The sequence below is a fragment of the Anaeromassilibacillus sp. An172 genome, from assembly GCF_002160515.1.
Lineage (GTDB): Bacteria > Bacillota > Clostridia > Oscillospirales > Acutalibacteraceae > Limousia > Limousia pullorum.
The window spans coordinates 89,333-112,873 of sequence record NZ_NFKS01000006.1 but is presented as its reverse complement, the minus strand read 5'-3'; the positions used below and the strand labels follow the sequence as shown (position 1 = coordinate 112,873).

The window sequence follows — 23,541 nt, the reverse complement described above, 5'->3', positions numbered from 1 at the left end:
ACGCATATGCTGTCCTAAACACATATATTTACCATATTTTCTCTTTTAAAAAATGTTTTATGAAAATTTAATAAAAGTTTTTATCTAAAATCCATTTTTCAATATAAAAACAACACCAAAATCACCCTTTGTCAAGGCTTTTTTTAATTTCATTTCACAACACATTCACAAAGGTATTATTTATAAAAAAAAGAAAAACACATAGAGAAGCAAATTTTCTCATGCGTTTTTCTGTATAAAACATATTAAAATCCGTTAAGTTAGACAATATTTAATATATTGCTATTTTCCATGTAATATTCCGAATTTTTTCTTTATTCTGGAAAGTTTCCTTATCATAGAATTGCCAATTAACATTAAAAAGATAAATGTGGCCGCTCCATGTATTAAGTTAAATGGAACTCCCGCCAGATAAACCGCCAAAACCGCCTGGAAATTCAGCTGGTATACAGTCATCACAATAGTGGATGTGTCCACAATAAACCCGTAAATCAAAAATGCCGCTAAAAATCCGTAAATGCCCACTATAAGCTTTTTCTTTTGAAAGTTTTGCTCTGTAAATATCAGCCCTGAAATAAAGCCTATTATTCCAAGGGCAAACATCTGCCACGGTGTCCAAGGTCCCTGACCCACAAGCATGTTGGAAACAAAAGCCGACATAGCCCCAACCACAAATCCGGTTTCTCCCCCTAAGGCAATCCCCGATATTATCACAACCGCAGTCATGGGCTTAAACTGAGGAAGCATAAAAAACGCCGCCCTGCTTACAACTGCAATGGCAATCATCACCGCTGTTACGGTTATTTCTCTGGCTCTGGGCTTTTTCCCCTCAAACATTGCCGCAAAGGGAATAAATGAAAGTATCACTATTCCCATTGATATAAGCATGTACTTTCTGTCCTCTAAAAGGAACACACCTGCGGCTACAAGCAAAGCTGACAGCAAAATTGCCGCTGCCGCCACGGTTTTGGAATTTAAAACCCTGTTAATTTTCATGGGCGTCCACCCCCAGGGCATTGTATATATCCTCGGTAAACACTGCGCCCTCTATTATTCCCCTTGCCATTCTGGATGCGCAGGTGGTGTAAAAACGGTTCTTTCCGAAAAACTCTCTTGGAGTATCGCAGGATAAAATCATTCCGTTGAAAAGCATTGCGCATCTGTGGGAACATTTCGCCGCAAAGTCTATATCGTGGGAAACCATTATAATTGTCTTTCCTTTTAATGATAGCTTTTTTATTGTATCGGAAAGTTTTTCTTTAAAAGAAAAATCCAAGCCCTTTGTGGGCTCGTCCAAAAGTATTATCTCCGGTTCTTTCAGCAAAAGCTTGGCAAGTCCCACCTTTTGCTGTTCTCCTCCGCTTAAATCATATGGGTGCATATCGAGAAGCTCCTCAAGCTCAAAAAACTTTATAACCTCTGCGATTTTTTTCTTTTCCTCAGAAGTAAACCCAAGCTTTCCGCTGTGCAAAGACTCTTCAAGCTCCGCTTTCACAGTCTCTTTTAAAAACAGCATTGTTGGGTCTTGGGGAAGATATGCCGCCCATTTTCTGTCTTTATCATCAGTAGTAATTTTTATTTTTCCTCTGTAGGGCTTTTCAATTCCGCTTAAACATTTCAGCAATGTACTTTTTCCCGAACCGTTTGCCCCAAGTAAGGAAAACACTTCCCCTTTAAAAACTTTAAGGGAAAGATTTTTTAGTATGTCTTTTTCCTTTTTGTCATATTTAAACCAAAGCTGAGAACAGGACACAGCCTCCTGTGATTCCTTTAAATTCTCTGTTTCTTCCGCTTCAATAGTTTTAAGTGCTCTTTTTTCCGTAAGCACATTTAAAAAGCTTCTGCTTTCGCACACATCCAAGGGATAGTCTTTTTCCTCTGAAAATCTGCTGTAAAGCCTTACACCCTCGGGCATGGACTTAAAAAGCTCCGGCTTTTCCTGGGACACCTTTTTTATTCCGTCCCTTACGTCGCCGTAAAACACCTGACTGCCCTTATCAATAACAAGAAGCTTATCAGAAAAGGAAACAACCTCTTCCAGATGATGCTCAGACATTATTACGGTTATGCCAAGCTCCCTGTTTATTCTCTTTATTACGCTTAAAAATTCTCCGGCAGAAATCGGGTCAAGCTGGGCGGTAGGCTCGTCCAGAATAATAAGCTTTGGGTCTGTTGCCAGCACCGAGGCAAGATTTACAAGCTGTTTTTGTCCTCCGGATAAGGTGTTTACGTCCCTTTCATAGAGATGATTTAATCCGAAGTAGCTGCACATCTCCCCGACTTTAAGGCGCATAATCTCCTTGTCATACCCCAAATTTTCCATGGTAAAAACCATTTCGTGCCAAACCTTGTGGGTTACAATCTGATTATCCGGCTTTTGCATTACAAATCCGATATTTCGAGCCTGCTCATTTTGAGAAAGATTTTTTACAGGTTCATTTTCAAAATATATTTCTCCGGAAAACTCCTTATAAAAAGGCATAATGGAGGGTTTAAGACATCTCAGCAAAGTGCTTTTTCCGCAGCCGGAAAGACCGCACACAAGAACTGTTTCTCCCTCTTCAACCTTGAAATTTATATTTTTCAAAGCAGGCTTTACACAGTCAGGGTATGTAAAATTCAGATTTTTTACTTCAAGAACCGCCATTTTAAATCCTCCCACAAATTAAAACAAACCGGCATAAATGACACTATGCCAAAGGATACATAAGCCGTCAGGTTAAGCCAAAGATTTTCACCAAGCTTTATATAAGGAAAATACATTGCATATCCTCCACCTGACAAAGCGGAAACGAAAAACACCGCTCCCGCTCCAATCAGGAAAATCAAAAGTCCTGCGTCACGTTTTGTAAACATAAAGTCGGAATAAAAGTTCCTTTTTCCGGTTCCGTAACCCCTTGAGGTCATGGAGTCCGCCGTATACACAGCATTTTCCAAAGCCCATGTGGTTGTGGAGGACACGGAAGCCAGTCCAGCCCTGAGTTTTTTTACAATATCCATATTTCCCATTGTGGACGCCCTTACCTTATATACATCTTTAAAATGGGAAGCGTACATGGGAACAAGCCTCATAACCATTGTTATAATGGTTGCCAATGAGGGGACAACCCTGCCGAAAAGATAAATAATTTTATCAGAATCCATAACTCCGTTAAAGCAGACAAACCACATCATAACGCTTGCCAGAAGCACAGCCGAAACGGCTCCGTAAACTATTGACTCCAAAGTCAGGGGATTTCTGTCTTGAAAATACATAAGAATTGTCATTCCCTGGTGATTAAACACAGGGTTTAATGCTCCGCACAAAAGACACATGGGAATAATAAAAAAGAAAAGATATTTTAAAAATTTTCTGCCCACTATAAGTGCGCTGTAGGTCAAAGAGCTTACAAGGGAAATCACCATTATAACAGGGTGGTTAAAAAACACAGTGACGGAAATCACAAATAAAAAATACAAAAAATTGACAAAGGGGTGGCACTTTGCAAATTCATTGTACATACGTGTCACCCCTTTTTAATTAGAATTTAATTTTTATCAGCCGTTAAATCCGTTTCCCACGTCTGCCCCTAAATCGCAGGTGTAGAGAAACTCTATAACATCGCCTTCATTTGCATCGTAAGAACTGCATCCCACACTTGGGAAAACTCCGTTTACCCTGTATGTCCAGCCGGAAAGGCTTCCGCAGTCTCTTTCATAAAGGTTTGCAATTCCCTTTATATAAGCAGAACCGTATGCCGGTGTGTAGTCGGCGTCCATATGAATTTTATTTTGCTGGCAGGCTCTCACCAAAACATCGTAAACCGAGTCACCCTCCTGCACCTCTATTTCACATCCGGAAAGTATAACTCCGTTTGCGGGAACAATACCTTTTTTCTCCTCTTTCAGCTTATCCATATTGTTGAGGATAGTTGAACAGTTGATGTTTATTGTACAGGTTTTTGCCTGGGGCTCTGTGGGAGCTTCGGTGGGCTTTGCTGTTGCAGGTTCTGTTGCCTGCTGAGTTGTTGACTCAGGAGCCGTAGCCACGGGAGTTTTGTCGGAATTTCCGCTATTGGAGTTTTCCTGCTTTTCCGTGGCTTTGACATTCTGAGTGCTTTGGGCGTCAGTTTCCTCCTGAGCGTCTGTGGAAGATGTCAGGTTTTCTGTTTCGTCGGTTTTATCCGTCGTTCCCTCAGCAGTTGTTTTTTCCGTCGTCGCTGTTGATTTTACAGTTTCTGTTGTGGCGCTGTTGTCATCGGAAGTACATCCCGAAAAAATCATAACAACGGCGAGGGTCAGCGCCATTAAAAGGGCTGATAATCTCTTTTTGCTCATCCTCATCATCTATCTTTCTGTTTAAGCAGCTTTATTTCCTGCGATATATTTCTGAATTGCAGTTACGTCCTTTATATCTACAACGCTGTTTCCGTCAACATCTGCGGTTTTCAGTGCGTCTTCTGAAAGCTCTTCAAGATTTGCAAGATATTTCTGTACCATAGTAACGTCCTGAATATCTGTTACGCCGTTTCCGTCAACATCTCCGATAGCTGTGCTCTGGCTCTTATCCAAAACATCTGTCATATCGTAAAGTGATGTTTTTCCTGTAAGTGTTCTTGCAACGCTTGTTATAGCATACATTGCCTGGGTTGTTGAGAACTTATCAGGGTCTTTTCCCAAAATATTTGAGAATCCGCCTTCATTGGAAGAGAAAGCCAAAAGAGCTTCAACCAAAGATACGTTATTTACTGTAAACTCGCTGTCGGTGAAGCTGTCTCTTCCCATTTCCTGCAAAGCGCAGATAACCTGAGCTGTACTGGAGCTGCTGGTGTTTCCGAAAGAAACATAATATCCAAACTCGCTTTGCTGTTCCTTGAGGAACTTCATAGCTGTGTCAACAGCAGCTTTAACTTCCAGGTTTCTGTTATAATACGGAGCCAAAGCCTGCACAGCCATAGCTGTAAGGTCGATATCTCCGTTAGGTGACCAAATAACGGAATATGCCCATGTTCCGTTTTCAAGTCTTTCGTCAAGAATATAATTTACAAGCTTGTTATTAAGGTCTTCGTCTGAGGTTGTATAGTTGGCTGTGTTGAGAGCCAGCAAGGAATAAATTGCGCTGTTAACGCCCTGTTCCTTGATTATATCCATATTTGAAAGAGGCTCTACAATATTCACGCCGTCAATATTTGTGCAGTCGATACCCAAGGATGTAAGGGCGATTATTGTTCTCGCATTATCTGTGAGATATCCGCTGTCAGTGTCGAGAACAGGGCCTGTCTTTGCAATTTCAGCCTTTACGCTCTCTACATAGCTGTCAAAAACTCCTGACTGTGCAATCTGCCGGTCAAGTCTTGCCAATGCAAAAACAATCCACTCTGAGCCGTACTCAAGAGTTGTATCCTTGAGAAGGTAACCTGTTGTGGTAACTGCGGTTACTGTAAACATTTCAGGAACCATATCATAGAGGGTTCTGCCGTTTTCGTAAAGCTTTAATGAGTCAAGTGCAAGCATAGCCTGTACTGTAGCCATACCGTTTACGGCTCCGTCCTTTGTGTGGGAAAATCCGCCTCCATCCTTATAGAATGAAAGCATGTTGTCAACAAGACCGCCGTTTACTTTTACAAAAGCCTCCTCAGAAGCAGGGTCTTTTCCCAAAGCTGTGAGAGCGATTATAACCTGAGCTACTGTTTCGCAGTTCTCGTTGCCGTAAGAGGTATATCCTCCGTTTTCAAGCTGCTGCTGTGAAAGGTAGTTTACAGCCTTTTCAACCGCTGTCTTTACGCTGTCATTTACTGACACATAAGGGGCAAGTGACTGAACAGCCATTGCGGTAATATCCACGTCGCCGTTTGGGCTCCAGATTTTTGAAAATGCCCATGCGCCGTTTTCCATCTGGTCTGAAAGGATATATTCAATAAGCTTTGTTCTTGTTTCGCTGTCGGAGGTTGTATATCCGCCCGCATCCAAAGCCATAAGAGCATAAACTGCGCTGTTGATACCCTGAATCTTTATATTTTCGATATTTGAAAGAGGTTCAACAATATTGTAGCCGGAAATATCTGTGCAGTTTATTCCCATTGCGCTGAGTGTAAGAATTGCCTTTGAGTTGTCTGTAAGCTGGGTTTCACTTCCGCTGAGAATAGGTGAGTCTGTTTCTTTCAGCTTATTCTGAATACCTGTGTAGTATTCTTCTGCAAATGCAGTGTCCTCAATAGTCTGATTACTTCTGAGAAGAGCCAAAACCTCCCAGTCGCTTTTTGAGTTGTTCATAATATACTGAACTGTTTCGGAAATAGCTTTATCAACCGTAACGTCAGCATTGTTCTCTTCGGCGGACACGCTTATAAACAGTGTCTGAGCCAAGAGCATCACCGCAAGAAAAGCGGCAAAAACTTTCTTCATTTTCTCTTACTCCTTTTCTAAATTTTTAACAGAGAACAAAAAAACGCCGATACTCGGCGTCGGGAATACGATATGCATTGACACTGCAAAAAGACGGACATAAAATTCCGTCTGTTATGCAAACACACCCCTGAGCACGAAGAGTTTTGTTCATAAAGCATGGAATGTATTCTGACTTATGCATCATCGTTTTTCTTTGCCTTCCCAAAAATAAAATTTTCAGTGACCGAACCTAATCATAAAGAAAAACTCCGCAAATACAGCAGCGTTCCTGTGCGGGACTCTCACCCGGCTTCCTGTGGTACATCCACAAAATTCCATTGCTTCTGTCATAGAGATAATAACATAAAATGCCACAGGGGTCAAGCTGTGGCAATAATATGTAATATTCAAATTTATTATTAAAGATTTCCCGCCTGGTGGAAAAAGCTTTCCGGCGCTTTTTTCTGTCCCACGGGATTGTTGTTCACAGGCGGAGTAAACGGGGAAAAATCACTGTTTGGCAGATATGTTCCCAAAATGTTAAACACGCTCTGTATATCAATTCGTTCATCGGGATTTACTTTCAGCATATACTGAAGCATGTTTCTAAGTCTGTCGGGAATATCCTTTCTGATTTTCAGCTTTTCACCCTCGAGAACCGCCTCATGGGCATAGTCGTACTCATCATGGTTAAAAGCAGGCAGTTCACCGGTAAGATACTGATGAAAAAGCAGTCCCAGAGAAAATATATCCATTTTGCAGGTGAGCTTTGTTTCATCGCCGCAGAAAAACAGACAGGCTTCCGGCGAAAGATAAATCTGGTCGCCTCCCAAATCGTTTTCATTTTTAGGAGGGTCATATTCAAAAAAGCTGCAATCGTAGTCAACAATCTTCGCCACAAGCTTTCCCTTTTTTGTCCTGTGAATCAAAACATTTGTATCCTTTATATCGGAATGGACAATCTTTGCAGAGTGCATGGCAAAAATACTTCTCGCCGCTGTTCTGCACAAAAGAACTCTGTCCTCCAAAGGAAGCTTTGCGATTTCTGCAAAGGTAATTTTTTCGCTTTGGATTTTCGGCATAGCTATATAGTAGTGGGAATCACAGCGGAAAAATTCAAACACCCTTACAAGGTTTCCGTCGGACACATCGTTAATTCTTTTGTAGAGATTGAGTTTTTTCGCTTCAAAATACTCACAGCTTTTAATTTTGCTGTTTCTCAAAGTCTCCGACAAGCTCTCCTCATCGGGATAAACCGGGTTCATAAATTCCTTTATAAAATATTCCTCGCCGAAACGGGCGGCATATGCCCATCTGGAAAAGCCTGCGTTTTTATTCTGCAAAGGCGTTAAAAGCTTATATTCATTTAAAGTGTTCATCTATATTACCGCCCCTCGGTATTCTTTGACAAATAACGCTCGTAAAGCTTTCTGTACTCCTGCCAAAGCTTTTCAATAAGCTCATCATTGTCAGGGTCTGACTCAATTTTGCTGATATATTCTTTTTCCACAAAGTTTCTGCGTTTTTCAAAGCTTCCCTTTAGCTCGCTGAATTTTTCATAGCCAAAACCCATGCAGGCAAAGGTAAAGTCATCCCCTGCAACCTCTTTGAAAAAGGATTTTAATCCGTCTCTGAAACCGTAGATATTTTTTGCGTCTGTGAGATTTCTTAAAACCTCGTATTCAAAGTTCATAGGCGACGGAAGATAACCAAAGCATCCGTCTGTAGCGCCTATTATCACACATGGCTTTTTAATTGATATAACCTTATGGTGAAGCTTGTAGTTTCCGTCTGAGGACAAAACATTTGTCAAAGCTCCGTCGTCGTAAAGGTTTGACAAGGCGTCCTGACTTTTTACATCGTCCCTTGTAAGCTGGCACATTCCGTCCTCGTCCATGAGATATATTCTTGAATCTCCCGCCCAAACCACATGCAACACAAGCTCATTATCCTTCATCCAGGCATACGCCAAAGCTATTGTGGTGGGCAAATCCCTTACCATGGAACCGGAGATTTTTATGCTGCTCTTAGCGTAATCTCCAACCACTGAATAGGCTTTCTGAATATATGTAATCAGCGACTCCATAAATTCACGTTCGTCTTTCCATTTTGTTCTGCCCATGTCCTGGTACCAGTCGTGTATAGCTCCGCTGACTGTTCTTGAGGCGAGATACGCTCCGGTTTGACCGCCGCAGCCCTCATAGGTTCTCGAGCCAAGTCCTCCGCAGCCGTCAAGGACGCAGATTACCGCCGAGTCCTCGCTGTATTTACAATAATAGTTATCCTCGCCGTGGTTTTTGACCATCTCCTGAGATATCAAAAATCCAAGGCTTAACAGTTCTGAAAATTTTCCGTTCATAATTGTATACCTTTAATTTCCGCAGACTTAAATAGAATTGCAGATTGCGTTTAATATCATTGAATAATCGCTGTCTTTAAGTCCTGTTCCTGCCTCGGACTCGTAGTGGATTACGTTGTTCCAGTTGTCCTTAATTTTATTCCAGCTTGGTTTGTCCGGAGTAAAGAGCAAAAGTCTTTTTGCTGACTCGTCCATAATTCCCGGGCAGTATGAGCTTCCCCACCACTCGGTAAGCTCGTTGAAATCCTTAGCCATTCCGTTTGGATAGTTTGGCGCAGATTTTCCGAATCCCAAATCGTGTGTTCCCTCGTCGGACCAAACAACTATTACATGGCGGTTTTTCTTTCCCGGAGTGCTCCATTTTGATTTCATGGCATATGCCAAAGCCTCCAAACCGTCCTCAGGGTCGTCTCCGCCGCCCTCAGCCTCAATACAGCGTACACATGCCTGGAAATCGTCGGACTGTTCCGGAAGATTGAAAAAGTCTGTAACCATCATTGCTTTTTCCCTGTCGTAATAGTAGTCACGGAAAGCCACAATTCTAACTCTCAGCTGTATAACAGTCTTGTGTTTTTCGTCCATTGTCTTTTTAAAATCTCTGTAAAAGTTCAGAGCATTGTCTTTTACTATTCCCAAAATATGATTCATACTCATTGTGGCGTCTATGCAGAAAACAAGGTCAACGCCATATGTAACACGGTAATTGCTTCCCATAATAATATCCCCCTTAATTAAAAATCACTGTCTGTAAAAAGTTCTTCTGTATTTCCGCTTTCAGGCTCTGTTTCGTTCATAAAGTCCATTTCGTCCTTTTTGTCATTCTGAAACATGCCGTTAGTCTCTTCCTCGGTGGTTTCCTCTGTATATTCTTCTGTGGTAACCTCTTCCGCTGTTGTATCTTGTGTTATTTCCTGCTGGAAATTTTCTTCATTTCCGTTGTCAACTTCGGTTGCAACAATATTTGCATTGTCTGTCATTTCAATATTGCCGTCATTTCCCGAACTCAAAATAAATGTAACAATCACTATAAATTCTATTATAACAACAGCCGCCAGCGCCGCTGAAACTATAAGAAGATTTCTTGTGTTTTTCTTATAGTTATTCATCATTCTGACTTCCCTTTCGGACGGTTTATTGTCCTTTTTTGAAGCCTGAATATTTCTGCTTTCTGTGTTGATTCTTTCTGTTGGCTTTGGTACCTGTGGTTTATTTCCGTTTACCAGTCCCCAAAAGCCTCCGCAGTACTCATTTCCTGTAACCGGTTCGCCGCAGTTGGGACATTTATTTGCTTTCTCAGGCAATTTAACTCCGCATTTAGAACAAAACATGTTTTACCTCCGTTATTTAAAATCATCTGTGATGATTGCATACACTGCATTTTTCAAAAGAATTGCTGTTTTCACTTTCACAGTATTCGCAAGTCCAGCTTCCGCCGATTTTATCCGCTTCATACATCATAATTCTGGTAACCTTGTGGTTTTCCTCTTCTTTTTGGGAAGCATGAAAAGGCTCAGGAGAACTATCCATGGCAGGTTTCTTATCAGTATAAAAAGACGCTGCCGGTTTTTTTGCTGATTCTGCGTTATACTTTTTCTTTTTTCCACTTTTTTTAACCTTGGATATAATTATCGCAAGGATAACCACAAAGACGATAAATCCTATAAAACCTGGCATTTCAAATCTCCTTTATACAATTACAAATCGCCGCCTTTAACAAAGAAATCCTTCATTGTCTTTTTTGCAGGCCCATTGTTTTCCTTTCTTTCTGTTTTCTCACTGTCCTCTATAACAGAATTTTCACGAAAATAACCTCTGTTAACTTCGTTTGGCTTAACAGCTTCGTTTTCCGTATAGCAAAGTGTTTCCACAATATTTTTCACACACTGTGAAACCTGTCTTGATACGCTCATCGGCCCTTGGGCGTGTCTGCAAAACTCCAGAGCACTGAGAAACTCCCCTGCATTCCTGTATCTTTTATTGGGATAATAGGCGCAGGCTTTCATTATAATATTTGACATTCCTATTGAAGCGTCAACAGGTCTTGGGAGAACCGCTCCGCACAGTCTTTTATAGTTTGCCTGCTCAACCATTTCGTGGGTAATTGTCTGTGGAGGCAAAGGCAAAAAGGGAAGCCTTCCCCTGTTCAGCATTTTATAAAGAATAAGTCCCAGAGAATATATATCTATTGTATTGTCGTATTTTTTTCCGTAGTAAACCTCAGGCGCCATAAAGGTATAAGTGCCTTTCGGAGAACCGCCTGTTGTGTTATGGTTGGTAAGGGCAACGCTGAAATCTCCAAGCTTAAAATCTCCGTGGCTGGTTACAAAAATATTTCCCGGCTTTATGTCCCTGTGGATTATGTTTTCGCACTGGCATATTTTAAGGGCGTTGCAGATGTCAATTCCCAGCTTTATGGTTTCAGCTTCCCCGAACTCATGGTGCTGAAGATAAGCAGGCAGAGGCATTAAAAGCTCCATTCTTATTAAAACGTCCCAGCCGAATCCCACCTTATGCTCAATTATTTTGTGGTCCTCATAGGAAACAATATTTGTATTGCCCTTTAATTTTTCCATAACAGAAAATTCCCTGGACAAGTCGTTTACAAATCTGCGGTAATACCGGGCAATCTGTTCGTCGCTCATATTTGCGTTGCGAAGCTGGTTTATCTCATCCTCATCTCTGGGAATGGATATAACCTTTAAAGCCGCATAATACACACCGCCTATATCCTGTCTTCTTATTTTATATACATCCCCGTATGCACCGGAGCCTATAACGCTTTCAATTTCCCATTCAGGCCAAAGTTCCCTTTTCCAACCCATGAAAACCCCTCAAATTCACATAAAACATAATTTTAAAGAGCATTAGAAATATAAAATCCTGCTCAAATTTAAAAATTGCGTAAAATTTCATTTATAAAATCGTTTTTATTTCCTTTAATTTCTTTTTAAGCAAAAAAATTAGACAATTTTTCACAAATACATATTTATTCTAAGCAAATTATTATGTTTTGTCAATAGATTTTTTGTTTATTTAGACAGATGTTTTATTTACATCGGACAGTGTTTTCACTTAACAATAATCATAATTTTTACGGCTGGCTTCTATTCCTTCTACTGGATAAAATAAAAGAACGATGTCCGTTGGACATCGTTCTTTTATTTTATATTGGTCCGAGTGACAGGAGTCGAACCTGCGGCCTCTTGAACCCCATTCAAGCGCGCTACCAAACTGCGCTACACCCGGATAACTGTAGGAGTTATTATATCACATAGATTTATTAAAATCAAGTATTTTTTTATCCGCTTCTCTCCCTCAGCCTATGAATATTTATAACTTATATTCAGCAATAAAAACATTATATTTCTCTTAAAATTTCATATTGCCATTTTATCCAATGTGTGATAGAATAATTCCATGCTTAGACAATGAATAAATATACATAATATGCATTTTTATTCTTCACTAAACAAGAAGACACTTTTAAGGAGCTGAAAAAAATGGGAATGACAATGTCTCAGAAAATTCTGGCGGCACATGCCGGTCTTGATTCTGTTAAAGCGGGACAGCTTATCGAGGCAAAGCTGGACATGGTTCTCGGTAACGACGTTACCTCACCTGTTGCAATTAATGTTTTTGAAGAAAACAACGCAACTTCTGTTTTCGACAACACAAAGATTGCCATGATTATGGATCACTTTACACCTAACAAAGATATCAAGGCTGCTACTCAGTGCCTTCAGGTAAGAAAGTTTGCAGACAAATACGATATTAAAAATTTCCTTGATGTAGGTCAAATGGGCATTGAACATGCACTTCTTCCGGAAATGGGTCTTGTAGGACCCGGAAGTCTGTGCATAGGAGCCGACTCACACACCTGCACCTACGGCGCATTGGGAGCATTCTCAACAGGCGTAGGTTCAACAGATATGGCGGCAGGCATGATAAGCGGAAAGGCATGGTTCAAGGTTCCCTCAGCTATTAAGTTTGAGCTTGTAGGTAAACCACAGGGTTATGTAAGCGGCAAAGATGTAATCCTTCACATTATCGGAATGATAGGCGTTGACGGAGCTTTGTATAAGTCAATGGAATTCTGCGGCGAGGGTATCAAGTACCTTAACATAGACGACAGACTTTGCATTGCAAACATGGCTATTGAAGCCGGCGCTAAGAACGGTATTTTCCCTGTTGACGATGTTACAAGAGAATACTGCAACGGAAGATTCCAGGGCACACCTGTTGAATATACAGCAGACGAGGATGCAGTTTACGACGAAACCTATGTGATTGATTTAAGCACAATCAGACCGACAGTTGCATTTCCTCATCTTCCTGAGAACACAAAGACAGTTGATGAAATCGGCGAAAAAGAGGTTAAAATCGACCAGGCTGTAATCGGTTCATGCACCAACGGAAGAATAAGCGACCTGAGAGCCGCCGCAGAGATACTCAAAGGAAGAAAGATTGCCAAGGGCGTTCGCTGCATAATTTTCCCTGGCACACAGAAAATCTGGCTTCAGGCTATGCACGAGGGACTTTTTGACATATTTATAGAAGCAGGAGCTGTTGTTTCAACTCCAACCTGCGGACCTTGTCTTGGCGGACACATGGGAATTCTTGCCGCAGGCGAGAAAGCTGTTTCCACCACAAACAGAAATTTCGTAGGCAGAATGGGTCACGTGGACAGTGAGGTTTACCTTGCAAGTCCTGCTGTAGCTGCCGCCAGCGCAGTTGCAGGCTACATCATCGACCCCGAAAAGCTGTAATAAGGAGGAAAAATAACATGAACGCAAGAGGCAGAGTACATAAATACGGCGACAACGTGGACACAGACGTTATTATCCCTGCACGTTATCTGAACACAGCATCTCATAAAGAGCTTGCCGCTCACTGCATGGAGGATATCGACAAGGATTTTGTAAACAAGGTTCAACAGGGCGACATAATTGTTGCCGATAAGAACTTTGGCTGCGGAAGCTCAAGAGAGCACGCACCAATCGCCATAAAGGCCAGCGGAATTTCCTGCGTTATCGCTTCAACCTTTGCACGTATTTTCTACAGAAACTCAATAAACATCGGACTTCCGATTCTTGAGTGCGACGAAGCTGCAAAGGACATTGAAGACGGCGATATGGTAAGCGTTGATTATGATACAGGCGTTATTGTAAACGAAACAAAGAACAAAAAGTATCAGGCAGAGCCATTCCCGGAGTTTATTCAGAACATTATCCGCAAGGGCGGACTTATAAAATCAATAACAGAATAAATCAACACATAACTCCTCACGGCATTATGTCCGTGGGGAGTTAATTTTATAACAGCTTAAAACCATTCATTTCATCTAATAAACTTAAAATGTAAATAATAACCTAATTTCAAGGGTAAAATCCAAAAATTGCTGTTGAATTTTTTTCTATTTATGGTACAATAAATTTAATTATATGTTTATAATTATCAAATCAAAAGAGAAAAAACAGTATGTGAATTTTGCGCATGGAGGATTTACTATGGAATACAAAATTAAAAAAATTCAGAGCAAAGCTGATATCGATTTGTGCAACGAATTTGAAATCACAAACTACAAGTGGAGAAATGTCTACACACCAAAGGTTGTAGGTAAAATGGGCTTTATCCCGGGCGAAGGAATTTTTGCAAAAATGACCTGCTTTGAGGAAAATCCACTTGCACTCAAAACTCAGGACAGAGACAGAGTATGCGACGACAGCACAATGGAAATTTTCTTGGCTTTCACAGAAGAGGGAGAAGAGCTTTCCAACGATGTTATGTATATAAACTTTGAATTTAACTCAAACGCAAAAATGTACGCAAAATACGGCAAAGGCAGAAAAGGCAGAACTTTCATTTCCGAAGAACTCTGCAAAGAGTGCGGCTGTACAGTAACAAAGGATGAAAAAAGCTGGACTGCTACAGTTTTGTTCCCAATAAACTTCCTTGAGGAAACCTGCAACGCAGGCAAGCTTGATGTAGGTTCTCAGTTCTACTGCAATTTCTACAAGATTTCAGAAACTCCGGAAATCGAGCATTACGGAAGCTTTGCGCCAATCGGCACAGAAACACCTAATTTCCACGTTCCGGTATATTTTGCAAAGGCAATTATTGTTGAATAATTCTGAGAGGTAATTTATGAACAACTACGTTTTGGAGTGCTGCGCAGACAGCGTTCAATCCGCAATAAATGCCGAAAAAGGCGGCGCAAACAGAATTGAACTTTGTTCCGCACTGGTAATCGGAGGTCTTTCCCCTTCCCTTTGTCTTTTTGATGAGGTTATGAAAAACTGTTCTATCAAAGTAAACGTGCTTTTAAGACCTCGTTTCGGCGATTTTTGCTACGATGATTATGAAATTGAAATAATCAAAAACGAGATAAAAATGTTCCGTGAAAGAGGCGCAAACGGCGTGGTTATCGGCGTTTTGAAGCCGGACGGAACTCTTGATATGGAAAAAATGAAATACCTCATGGAGGAAACCAAGGGAATTGATGTTACCCTGCACCGTGCTTTTGACGTTGCCAAAGACCCTTACAAAACTTTGGAACAAGCAAAGGAGATGGGCGTAAACACAATTCTCACTTCAGGTCAGAAAAATTCCGCCATGGAGGGCGCCGAGCTTTTAAAGGATTTAGTTTCAAAAAGTGAAAACGTGGATATCCTTATTGGAAGCGGCGTAAGCGCTGAGGTTATAAAACCTCTTTACGACATAACAAAAGCCACCAGCTATCACATGTCCGGCAAAGTAACCCTTGAAAGCAGAATGACCTACAGAAAAGAAGGCGTCAGCATGGGAGCCGCCGGAGTCAGCGAATTTGAAATCTTTGAAACCTCAGTTGAAAAGGTAAAGGCGGCGTCAGAGCTTTTAAAGGCTCTTTAATATAATTTTTGATAAGAAGGCATATGAAATATGAGCAAAACAGGACTTGTTCTTGAAGGCGGTGGAATGAGAGGTGTTTTCACCGCCGGAGTATTGGACTTTTTTCTTGATAAAGATATAAATTTTGATATGTGCTCGGCGGTTTCCGCCGGCTCCTGCCATGCATGCAGTTATCTGGCAAAGCAAAGAGGCAGAGCATTATCCACCGCTGTGGATTTTCTCGACCACAAGGATTATTGTTCTGTCAGCAGTCTTATAAGAACCGGAGATATTTTCGGAGCGGATTTTATCTACAGAGAAGTTCCATTGGAAATCTACCCAATAGACAACGAAACCTTTAAGAAAAATCCAACCGAGTTTTATTCAGTTATAACCGACTGCGAAACCGGCGAAGCGAAATACTACAAAATCAACGACCTTATTAAAGACGTTGACGCAATCAGAGCTTCCGCTTCCCTGCCCTTTGTTTCAAGAATGGTAGAAATCGGCGGAAGAAAATATCTTGACGGAGGTCTTGCTGATTCAATACCCATAAAGTTCAGCGAAAAAATGGGATGCACTAAAAACGTGCTTATTTTGACCCGTGACAAAACCTACAGAAAATCCCCGTCAAAATTTACCGGTTATTCAAAGCTGAAATACAGGAAATACCCGAAGCTCAGCGACAGCATTAAAAACAGATATATTGTTTACAACGAAACACTTGACTATATCGAACAGCAGGAAGCTCTGGGCAATATTTTTGTAATACGTCCTGCAGGAAACCTGAATATAGGCAGGATGGAAAAGAACCGTGACAAGCTTATGGGTGCATACCATAAAGGCTATCAACAGGCGCAAAAAAGCTATGAGGCACTTATGAAGTACCTCGCAAAGTGATGATTAATGACATTTTAAGGATTAGAAAGAGGAAAATTGTATGGTAAAGAACGTATTATGTGATTTGGATGGAACTCTTCTCAGAATGAAACAGGATGAATTTATGAAAGAGTATTTCCGGTCCCTTGCAGAAAAGTTTGTCCCATTGGGCTATGACAAGGATACGCTTTTAAAAGCTGTTTGGGACGCTTCCCGTGCCATGGTGAAAAACAACGGAGAAATGACCAACGAACAGCGTTTCTGGAACAGCTTTACAGAAATTATGGGAGAGGACGCCCGTGACCTTATACCTGTTTTCAAGGAGTACTATCAAAACGAATTTGACTCCATAAAAAAGATTGTGGAGGAAAGCGACATACAGGTAAAGGTTATCAACAAGCTTAAAGGAAAGGGATACCGTGTAATTCTTGCCACAAATCCCCTTTTTCCAATAGAGGCAATAAGAACAAGGCTCAAATGGGCAGGACTTAAAGTCACAGATTTCGACTACATAACAAGCTATGACGAAAGCTCATACTGCAAGCCAAACCCTGAATATTTCCGTGAGATTGCAGAAAAGGTTGGAATATTCCCCCGTGAGTGCATGATGCTTGGCAACAACGTAATTGAAGACGTCACCGCCAAAGAGGTTGGCATGAAAGTCTACATTGTAACAGATTTTCTTGAAAACGAGGAAAACGTGGACTACACCCAATACATGCATGGCACAATGGAGGAATTCCTCAAACACATAAACCACATGCCCAACGTCAACCAATGATTTTTATTTCCGACAGGGATAGGATAATCTTGAAATTAGCTCCCGTTTTCTGTCGGGCGAGACGTTTTGTTGAGTGACTTAGAATGGCTCGCTCTCAACTATGTTAGTTTTATACCTCCAATCGGGCGAGACTTTTATTTTTTATCCGACCTGCATGGGTTTTATCTTAAAATTAACCTTATCACAGGTCGGGCGAGATGTTTTGTCAAGCGACTTGGAGTTGCTCGCTCTCAGTTAGGTTTTATTTAAATATTATAATTTTACCGCCATGGTTATTTTTAGCCATGGCGGTTTTCTTTTATAGAACTATCATTATAGAGGCAGATTTTTTAATATTCAGTTCATCTTAACAATATTTCAAGTAGAAATTAAAGTCCATTCATGATATAATTAAAAAAATTTATCTTATCTGACGGAGATGATTTAATGGAACTGGAAACAATCGGTAGAAATATTAAAAAATATCGCATTGAAAAGAAACTTCGTCAGGAAGATTTGGCAGAAAAAACAGATTTGAGTGCAAATTATATCGGTATGGTTGAACGTGGCGAGAAAATCCCATCTTTAGAAACCTTTATTTCCATTCTTAATGCGCTGGAAATTTCAGCAGATATGGTTCTTGCGGATGTATTAAAACAAGGGTATGTTGTTAAAAACTCCCTGTTCAGTGAAGACATGAAAAAGCTTTCACAGGAGGACAGAGAAAGAATATATCTTGTTATAGAAACACTCATAAAATATTCTCAAAAATAAATCATTAAAAAACAGGAAACCGTGGTTAATACTGCGATTTCCTGTTTTTGTTTTATGAACTTTTTTATTGTACGCACACATCTTGAAATTGTGGATTTACGGCTTTTTTCAGGTTTTCTATTGTCAGTTCCACCTGATAGCCTATTTTGCCGGCGCTGAAAATTATTGAGGGGAAATTCTCGGCGCTTTTATCTGTCACCGTTACAAAACGCTTTTTCATTCCTATCGGAGAACATCCTCCGTGGATATATCCTGTAAGGGGCAGAAGCTCCTTTGACTTTATCATCTCTATTGACTTTTCCTTAACTGCAACAGCCGCCTTTTTCAGGTCAAGCTCTCTGCATACCGGTATCATAAAAACATAGTTTTTGCCGGACTTTCCCACTGTAACCAAGGTTTTGAAAACCATATCAGGGTTTTGTCCCAACACCTTTGCCACTTCCTCACCGCTCAAAGCGTCGGTATCGGCGTAGCAGTAATGATTATAAGGAATTTTTTGCTTGTCCAGCAAGCGCATAACATTAGTTTTGTAATCCATTCTTATCACCTTTTTATTTTTTTAATAGTCCTGCTCTTTCAATAAATTTGTCAGCCTTTTCTTTTTCAGGCTTTGTGGCAAGACTTACGATAACATAAACACAGGCGGAAATTCCTGTTCCCACTAATACCTGCAAAGCGGACTGCATTTCCCAAAAAGCAGGCAGATCCACCCCGAAAAATATCATCAGGTTGTAAAGCGAAAACAAAAGTCCCACCGCCATTGAAGCCAAAGCTCCCTTTGAGTTTCCCCTTTTCCAAAAGAAACCAAAAACAAGAGGTATGAAAACTCCGGTTGTTATTACGTCCGAGGCTATCCAGGACACCTCTAAAATAGAACGCACTGAAATAGAAATCACAAAAGCCACCGCCGTCACCAACAATGTGGCAATGCGTGAAAAATTCAGCTTTTGGCTTTCACTGCGGTTTTCCGGAAGCAAGTCCATGGAAAGTGTCATTGCTCCCGTATTTATCAGGGAATCCATGGTTGACATTATAGCCGCAGAAATTCCCACAAACGCCAATGCACCCAACACAGGCGGCATATAGCCTGTTACCAAAGAGGTGACAATTCCACCTTCGGGCATTTTATCAAATATTACAAGCCCTGCCATTCCTGTGAAAACCACTATCAAATAAAGGGGAATATAGGCAAAAAAGCTCATAACCGTCATTTTTCTTGCGTCCCTGTCGCTTCTTGCGGCTGAAATTCTCTGCCACACATTGGCCTGTATCATCCATGCACAGCCAAAGGTTATAACGTATCCCAGATACTTTGAAGCTCCTGCGCCCATACTCATATAATCGCTTTTTCCTGCTTCCTCTGCCGCTTGGGCAATCTGAGAAAACCCTCCGCTGTTCATCATGGCAACAACGAAAACACAAACCGCCGATGCTAAAAGCAGAACAAACTGAATAATATCAGTGAGAACAACCCCTCGAAATCCTCCGAACATGGAATATATCAAAACTATTAGAGTTCCGGTTAAAACCGCCGCTTCGTAGTTCATCCCCATATATGTGCCGAAAAAATTTCCTATTCCCACCATCTGGGAGGCGGCATTAAATGTCATAAATATGAGTATCATCACGGAAAGCATTTTTGCCGTGGCTTTTGAATACCTCGCCTCCATCATCTGACCTTGGGTGAGATATCCCACACGCCTTATGGCTTTTGCCCCGATAATCATAAGAAACGTGGAAATAAGCACAGGCACACCGTAATACCAAAACGCACCCAATCCGTCCTCATAAGCAAGGTCAGCGGTGGAAATAGCCGAACCTGCTCCCCACCATGAAGCGATAAAGGTTATGGACAACGCCCAAAATGGCAGGCTTCTTCCTGCAAAAAAGTAGTCTAAAACATTTGTATTTTTCTTTTCCTTTGTAACCGCAAAAAGCAAAAGACCAAAATACAGTATAAGACCGATAAGGGACATGATTTGCAGATTTGTCACTATATCATATCCTTTCAAAAGATAATGTATTTTTATTATATCACATATAAATAAAAACCGCTACAGTCTAAACCATAAAGGGACAGCACAAACCATTCTGCGCTGTCCCTTTTTATTTTCAGTGTTTATTTTTCTCGTAAAGCTTTAAAAGTCCCATAAGGAGAAGATTTTCATCGTAGTAGATTTTATGCTTGCAGAAAGGAAGAACTATTCCCATAAGTCCTCCTGTGGCAACGGCAGTCACCTTTTCTCCCATTTCCTCTTCCGCTCTGTCGATAAGCCCGTCTATCATGGCGGCGTTGCTGTAGATAGCTCCCGCTTTCATGCAGTCGATTGTATTTTTACCGATAAGTCTTTCCGGCGGTTCTTCAAGGTTTATAAAAGGAAGCTGTGCGGCTCTGCCTGACAAAGCGTCCATGGAAAGTCTAAGTCCGGGAATAATAACTCCTCCGGTATAGCTTCCGTCCTTGTCGATAACAGACATTGTGGTGGCTGTTCCCATGTCAAAAATAACAAGTGGCGGTTTGCACATGTCAAGGGCGGCAACTGCGGCAACCAAAAGGTCTGCGCCAACCTGGGCTGGAATATCCATTTTTATCTCCATTCCCAAATCCATTTTATTTGTCACCACAAGGAATTTTTTTCCTGTGAGTATCTCCATGGATTTGCTCAAAGAATAGCGAAGCTCCGGAACAACGCTGGAGATTATTCCTCCCTCAACCTTGTTGAAATCAACGCCCTTTTCCTCTAAAAGGCCTCTGAGCTGGAAAACATATTCGTCCACTGTTTTATTGCGGTCGCTGGTCATTCTAAGGCTGAATTTTAAAGCTCCGTCAACAAATCCACCCACAACCGTATTTGTATTGCCCACATCAAGAGCCAGCATCATAAAAATCTACTCCTCCGGTTTTAGTATTGTTTTAAAAACTTCTGCAAAGGAAGCACGATAATCGGAACAAGCACTGCGGCGGCGATTGCCTCAGGGATTCCGTTTGCGGCAACTATTCCCAGAATTGCAGCCAAAACTGCGTCTACAGGAATTCCGTTCATAGCGGCATAGGCATCCTTAAACACAAAATAAATAAGTCCCATAACCAAAGCTGTATTAACTATCGCTCCGAAAGCTCCTGCTATTACTGCTCCCACTGCTCTGAAACCTATTTTAGAGCTTGTAATTTTTTCAATTCCCTTGTAAATAAGCCATGCGGCAGGGCCGATAAGCATTCTGGGGATAATTGAGATTACAACCGCCCATACGCTTCCGCTGTCTGTTCCCGGTACAGGAATAAAGGGAGAAAAAGCGAAAGACAAGGCGCTTGGAATCATTGTATTCTTTATAAGGCTTGCAATACCGAAAACTGCGCCCAAAAATGCACCCTTTTTCGGTCCCATAAGAATTGCGCCGATAATTACCGGAACATGAAGAATTGTTGCCTTTATAATCGGAAGGTCAATAAGACCTATAGGCGTAAAGGTCATAAGCAAAAGTATTGCCACAAAAAGTGCAAGCAACACCATGTCACGGATAGCGGCTCTCCTTGCCATAGGAGAAGCTGTTTTTACATTACTACTCATTTAAAAAACCTCCAATGCCGTTCTTCCTTTGAAGATACAGCTTAAATTTATGTATGCCCAAAATTCCGCCTTTTGTCTGCCGTCCGTAAAGGTACAGCGACCGGGTTTTCTTCCGAGCATAATAATTATACTCAATTAAAATAGTTATTGCAAGGAAATAATGTCATTTTATTCCTTTTGATTTACTTTTATCATTTTATTTGTTATACTGAAACAAAATAAAGTTAATTTACACAATCTGCGAAAAGAGGTTTTCCTTATGCTTAAAAATAAATCTGTGCTTTTAGGAGTTACCGGAGGCATCGCCTGCTACAAGGCGGCGGCTTTGGCTTCTGCCCTTGTAAAACAGCACTGCAACGTCCACGTAATCATGACAAAAAACGCCACTGAATTTATTTCACCTCTGACCTTTGAACACCTCACAGGAAACAGAACCGTCACCGACACCTTTGACAGAAACCATTCCTTTCAGGTGGAGCATATAGCTTTGGCAGATATGGCTGACCTTGTTATGATTGCCCCGGCAACCGCCAACGTAATGGCAAAGCTTGCCCACGGAATAGCCGACGATATGCTTACAACAACAGTCCTTGCCTGCGACTGTCCGAAAATTGTAGCTCCGGCAATGAACACAAAAATGTATTTAAACCCGGTAACTCAGGACAATATGAAAATCCTTGAAAAATACGGCTGGGAAGTTATAGAGCCTGCCAGCGGCAGACTTGCCTGCGGAGCTGTTGGGGCAGGAAAAATGCCGGAACCGGAGGACTTGCTGGAAAGTATTCTCCATGCAATCTCCTGTGATAAGGACATGAACGGAATAAATCTCCTTGTAACCGCAGGTCCTACACAGGAAGCCCTCGACCCTGTAAGATACATGACAAACCATTCCACCGGCACAATGGGCTACGCCATAGCAAAGGCGGCTTCTGCAAGAGGCGCCAACGTCACTTTAGTTTCAGGTCCTGTAAATCTGAAAGAGCCTGCATATGTGGACACAGTAAAGATTGTTTCAGCCGAGGAAATGTTCAACGCCGTAACAAGCCTTTCCAAGAAACAGGATATAATAATAAAAGCGGCGGCAGTTGCGGACTACAGACCTGCAAATGTGGCTGATGATAAAATTAAAAAATCCCAAAACGATGACGACCTTTCACTTCCTTTGGAAAGAACAAAGGATATCTTAAAATGGCTGGGCGAGCATAAAAGACCGGGACAGTTCCTCTGCGGCTTCTCAATGGAAACAAAAGACCTTGTGGAAAACTCAAGGAAAAAGCTTGTAAAGAAAAACTTAGATTTAATAGCCGCCAATAATTTAAAGGTAGAGGGCGCCGGCTTCGGCGGAAACACAAATGTAGTGACCCTCATTTCCGAAAACAATATAGAAGAACTCCCCCTAATGACCAAAGACCAAGTAGCAAATAGAATTTTGGATGTTATTATGGGGATGAAAAGCGAGGGATAAAAATGAAATTTAAAAATCCTCTTATTGCGGTAAAAGATATTGAAAAATCAAAAGCTTTTTATAAGGAAGTTTTAGGATTAAGAACCGTTTCCGACTTTGGGGCAAATGCAGTGCTGACCGGAGGGCTTGCTCTGCAAACTGAGGAAAGCTGGAAAAGTTTTATTGAAAAAGATATATCATATCAAAGCAATGACAGCGAAATTTATTTTGAAGAGGACAACTTCGACGATTTTATCAAAAAGCTTGATGAAATAGATAACATAGAGTATGTCCATAAAGTAAAAGAACACCCATGGGGACAAAGGGTAGTAAGATTTTATGATCCCGACCATCATATAATAGAGGTTGGCGAAAACATGAAAATCGTATGCAAAAGATTTCTTGATACAGGGATGACACAGGAAGAAGTTGCACAAAGAATGGATATCCCAATTAAAGCTGTAAAAATACTTGCAAGATGAATCTGTCTATACAATAAAATTTCATAATCCTTGCAAGACTT

The 23,541-nt window shown here is 41.1% G+C and carries 24 protein-coding genes, 1 tRNA gene and 1 riboswitch; of the genes, 9 read left to right on the top strand and 16 right to left on the bottom strand.

Annotated features, from left to right (window positions below):
• Window positions 1-282: 282 nt before the first annotated feature.
• From B5F08_RS04650 to B5F08_RS04595, 12 genes are all read right to left on the bottom strand, one after another.
• A complete protein-coding gene (locus tag B5F08_RS04650) occupies window positions 283-996 on the bottom strand; it encodes an ECF transporter S component (RefSeq protein ID WP_158096218.1) in 714 nt (237 codons plus the stop codon).
• The gene (locus tag B5F08_RS04645) at window positions 986-2,647 is read right to left on the bottom strand and encodes an ABC transporter ATP-binding protein (protein ID WP_087376856.1); all 1,662 of its coding nucleotides are present in this window, start codon (window positions 2,645-2,647) and stop codon (window positions 986-988) included. The genes B5F08_RS04650 and B5F08_RS04645 overlap by 11 nt, the downstream gene beginning before the upstream one ends.
• The gene (locus B5F08_RS04640; protein WP_087376854.1) at window positions 2,629-3,501 is read right to left on the bottom strand and encodes an energy-coupling factor transporter transmembrane component T; all 873 of its coding nucleotides are present in this window, start codon (window positions 3,499-3,501) and stop codon (window positions 2,629-2,631) included. The genes B5F08_RS04645 and B5F08_RS04640 overlap by 19 nt, the downstream gene beginning before the upstream one ends.
• A 36-nt stretch (window positions 3,502-3,537) precedes the next feature.
• A complete protein-coding gene (locus tag B5F08_RS04635; RefSeq protein WP_158096217.1) occupies window positions 3,538-4,317 on the bottom strand; it encodes a DUF4430 domain-containing protein in 780 nt (259 codons plus the stop codon).
• 21 nt (window positions 4,318-4,338) lie between these two features.
• Window positions 4,339-6,384 (bottom strand): prenyltransferase/squalene oxidase repeat-containing protein, encoded by a 2,046-nt coding sequence (locus B5F08_RS04630; protein WP_087376850.1) that lies wholly within the window; start codon window positions 6,382-6,384, stop codon window positions 4,339-4,341.
• A 144-nt stretch (window positions 6,385-6,528) separates the two neighbouring features.
• A riboswitch (cobalamin riboswitch) is annotated at window positions 6,529-6,721 on the bottom strand.
• A 64-nt stretch (window positions 6,722-6,785) separates the two neighbouring features.
• Window positions 6,786-7,745 carry a protein kinase domain-containing protein gene (locus tag B5F08_RS04625; RefSeq protein WP_087376848.1) on the bottom strand — a complete coding sequence of 320 codons (960 nt, stop codon included), beginning with the start codon at window positions 7,743-7,745 and terminating at the stop codon, window positions 6,786-6,788.
• Window positions 7,746-7,750: 5 nt separating this feature from the next.
• Window positions 7,751-8,725, bottom strand: coding sequence for a PP2C family protein-serine/threonine phosphatase (locus tag B5F08_RS04620; RefSeq protein WP_087376846.1), 975 nt, complete (start codon window positions 8,723-8,725; stop codon window positions 7,751-7,753).
• Between the two features lie 27 nt (window positions 8,726-8,752).
• Entirely contained in the window at window positions 8,753-9,439 is a 687-nt protein-coding gene (locus B5F08_RS04615) for a VWA domain-containing protein (RefSeq protein WP_087376844.1), read from the bottom strand.
• 17 nt (window positions 9,440-9,456) lie between these two features.
• Entirely contained in the window at window positions 9,457-10,053 is a 597-nt protein-coding gene (locus tag B5F08_RS04610; protein ID WP_087376842.1) for a zinc-ribbon domain-containing protein, read from the bottom strand.
• Window positions 10,054-10,075: 22 nt separating this feature from the next.
• Complete coding sequence (locus B5F08_RS04605) at window positions 10,076-10,399, bottom strand: hypothetical protein (RefSeq protein WP_087376840.1); 324 nt, start codon at window positions 10,397-10,399, stop codon at window positions 10,076-10,078.
• A gap of 20 nt (window positions 10,400-10,419) precedes the next feature.
• On the bottom strand, window positions 10,420-11,547 hold the full coding sequence (locus B5F08_RS04600) for a serine/threonine-protein kinase (protein ID WP_087376838.1): 1,128 nt from the start codon (window positions 11,545-11,547) through the stop codon (window positions 10,420-10,422).
• A 347-nt stretch (window positions 11,548-11,894) separates the two neighbouring features.
• Window positions 11,895-11,971, bottom strand: a tRNA-Pro gene (locus tag B5F08_RS04595).
• Window positions 11,972-12,225: 254 nt separating this feature from the next.
• On the opposite strand from B5F08_RS04595, the gene leuC reads away from it, so the two are divergent.
• From leuC to B5F08_RS04560, 7 genes are all read left to right on the top strand, one after another.
• On the top strand, window positions 12,226-13,491 hold the full coding sequence (gene leuC, locus B5F08_RS04590) for a 3-isopropylmalate dehydratase large subunit (RefSeq protein WP_087376835.1): 1,266 nt from the start codon (window positions 12,226-12,228) through the stop codon (window positions 13,489-13,491).
• A gap of 17 nt (window positions 13,492-13,508) precedes the next feature.
• Window positions 13,509-13,991: a 3-isopropylmalate dehydratase small subunit gene (gene leuD, locus B5F08_RS04585; RefSeq protein WP_087376833.1), complete on the top strand. Its 483-nt coding sequence runs from the start codon at window positions 13,509-13,511 to the stop codon at window positions 13,989-13,991.
• A 241-nt stretch (window positions 13,992-14,232) separates the two neighbouring features.
• Window positions 14,233-14,853 (top strand): carbohydrate-binding family 9-like protein, encoded by a 621-nt coding sequence (locus tag B5F08_RS04580; protein WP_087376831.1) that lies wholly within the window; start codon window positions 14,233-14,235, stop codon window positions 14,851-14,853.
• A 16-nt stretch (window positions 14,854-14,869) separates the two neighbouring features.
• Window positions 14,870-15,613, top strand: a complete 744-nt coding sequence (locus tag B5F08_RS04575; protein ID WP_087376829.1) for a copper homeostasis protein CutC — start codon at window positions 14,870-14,872, stop codon at window positions 15,611-15,613.
• A 30-nt stretch (window positions 15,614-15,643) separates the two neighbouring features.
• Window positions 15,644-16,492 carry a patatin-like phospholipase family protein gene (locus B5F08_RS13620; RefSeq protein WP_087376827.1) on the top strand — a complete coding sequence of 283 codons (849 nt, stop codon included), beginning with the start codon at window positions 15,644-15,646 and terminating at the stop codon, window positions 16,490-16,492.
• Between the two features lie 40 nt (window positions 16,493-16,532).
• Complete coding sequence (locus B5F08_RS04565) at window positions 16,533-17,252, top strand: HAD family hydrolase (protein ID WP_087376825.1); 720 nt, start codon at window positions 16,533-16,535, stop codon at window positions 17,250-17,252.
• A gap of 426 nt (window positions 17,253-17,678) precedes the next feature.
• Window positions 17,679-18,005, top strand: a complete 327-nt coding sequence (locus B5F08_RS04560; protein WP_087376823.1) for a helix-turn-helix domain-containing protein — start codon at window positions 17,679-17,681, stop codon at window positions 18,003-18,005.
• A gap of 64 nt (window positions 18,006-18,069) precedes the next feature.
• Here B5F08_RS04560 and ybaK read toward each other — a convergent pair whose 3' ends face one another.
• From ybaK to B5F08_RS04540, 4 genes are all read right to left on the bottom strand, one after another.
• On the bottom strand, window positions 18,070-18,543 hold the full coding sequence (ybaK, locus tag B5F08_RS04555) for a Cys-tRNA(Pro) deacylase (RefSeq protein ID WP_087376820.1): 474 nt from the start codon (window positions 18,541-18,543) through the stop codon (window positions 18,070-18,072).
• A 13-nt stretch (window positions 18,544-18,556) separates the two neighbouring features.
• Entirely contained in the window at window positions 18,557-19,999 is a 1,443-nt protein-coding gene (locus B5F08_RS04550; RefSeq protein WP_087376818.1) for a sodium:solute symporter family protein, read from the bottom strand.
• A 118-nt stretch (window positions 20,000-20,117) separates the two neighbouring features.
• The gene (locus tag B5F08_RS04545) at window positions 20,118-20,888 is read right to left on the bottom strand and encodes a type III pantothenate kinase (protein WP_087376816.1); all 771 of its coding nucleotides are present in this window, start codon (window positions 20,886-20,888) and stop codon (window positions 20,118-20,120) included.
• A gap of 20 nt (window positions 20,889-20,908) precedes the next feature.
• Entirely contained in the window at window positions 20,909-21,574 is a 666-nt protein-coding gene (locus tag B5F08_RS04540; RefSeq protein WP_242968272.1) for an ECF transporter S component, read from the bottom strand.
• Between the two features lie 259 nt (window positions 21,575-21,833).
• Between B5F08_RS04540 and coaBC the strand changes: the two genes are divergently transcribed.
• Both coaBC and B5F08_RS04530 read left to right on the top strand, forming a co-directional pair.
• A complete protein-coding gene (gene coaBC / locus B5F08_RS04535; protein ID WP_087376814.1) occupies window positions 21,834-23,039 on the top strand; it encodes a bifunctional phosphopantothenoylcysteine decarboxylase/phosphopantothenate--cysteine ligase CoaBC in 1,206 nt (401 codons plus the stop codon).
• Window positions 23,040-23,041: 2 nt separating this feature from the next.
• Window positions 23,042-23,500, top strand: coding sequence for a VOC family protein (locus B5F08_RS04530; RefSeq protein ID WP_087376812.1), 459 nt, complete (start codon window positions 23,042-23,044; stop codon window positions 23,498-23,500).
• Window positions 23,501-23,541: the final 41 nt, after the last annotated feature.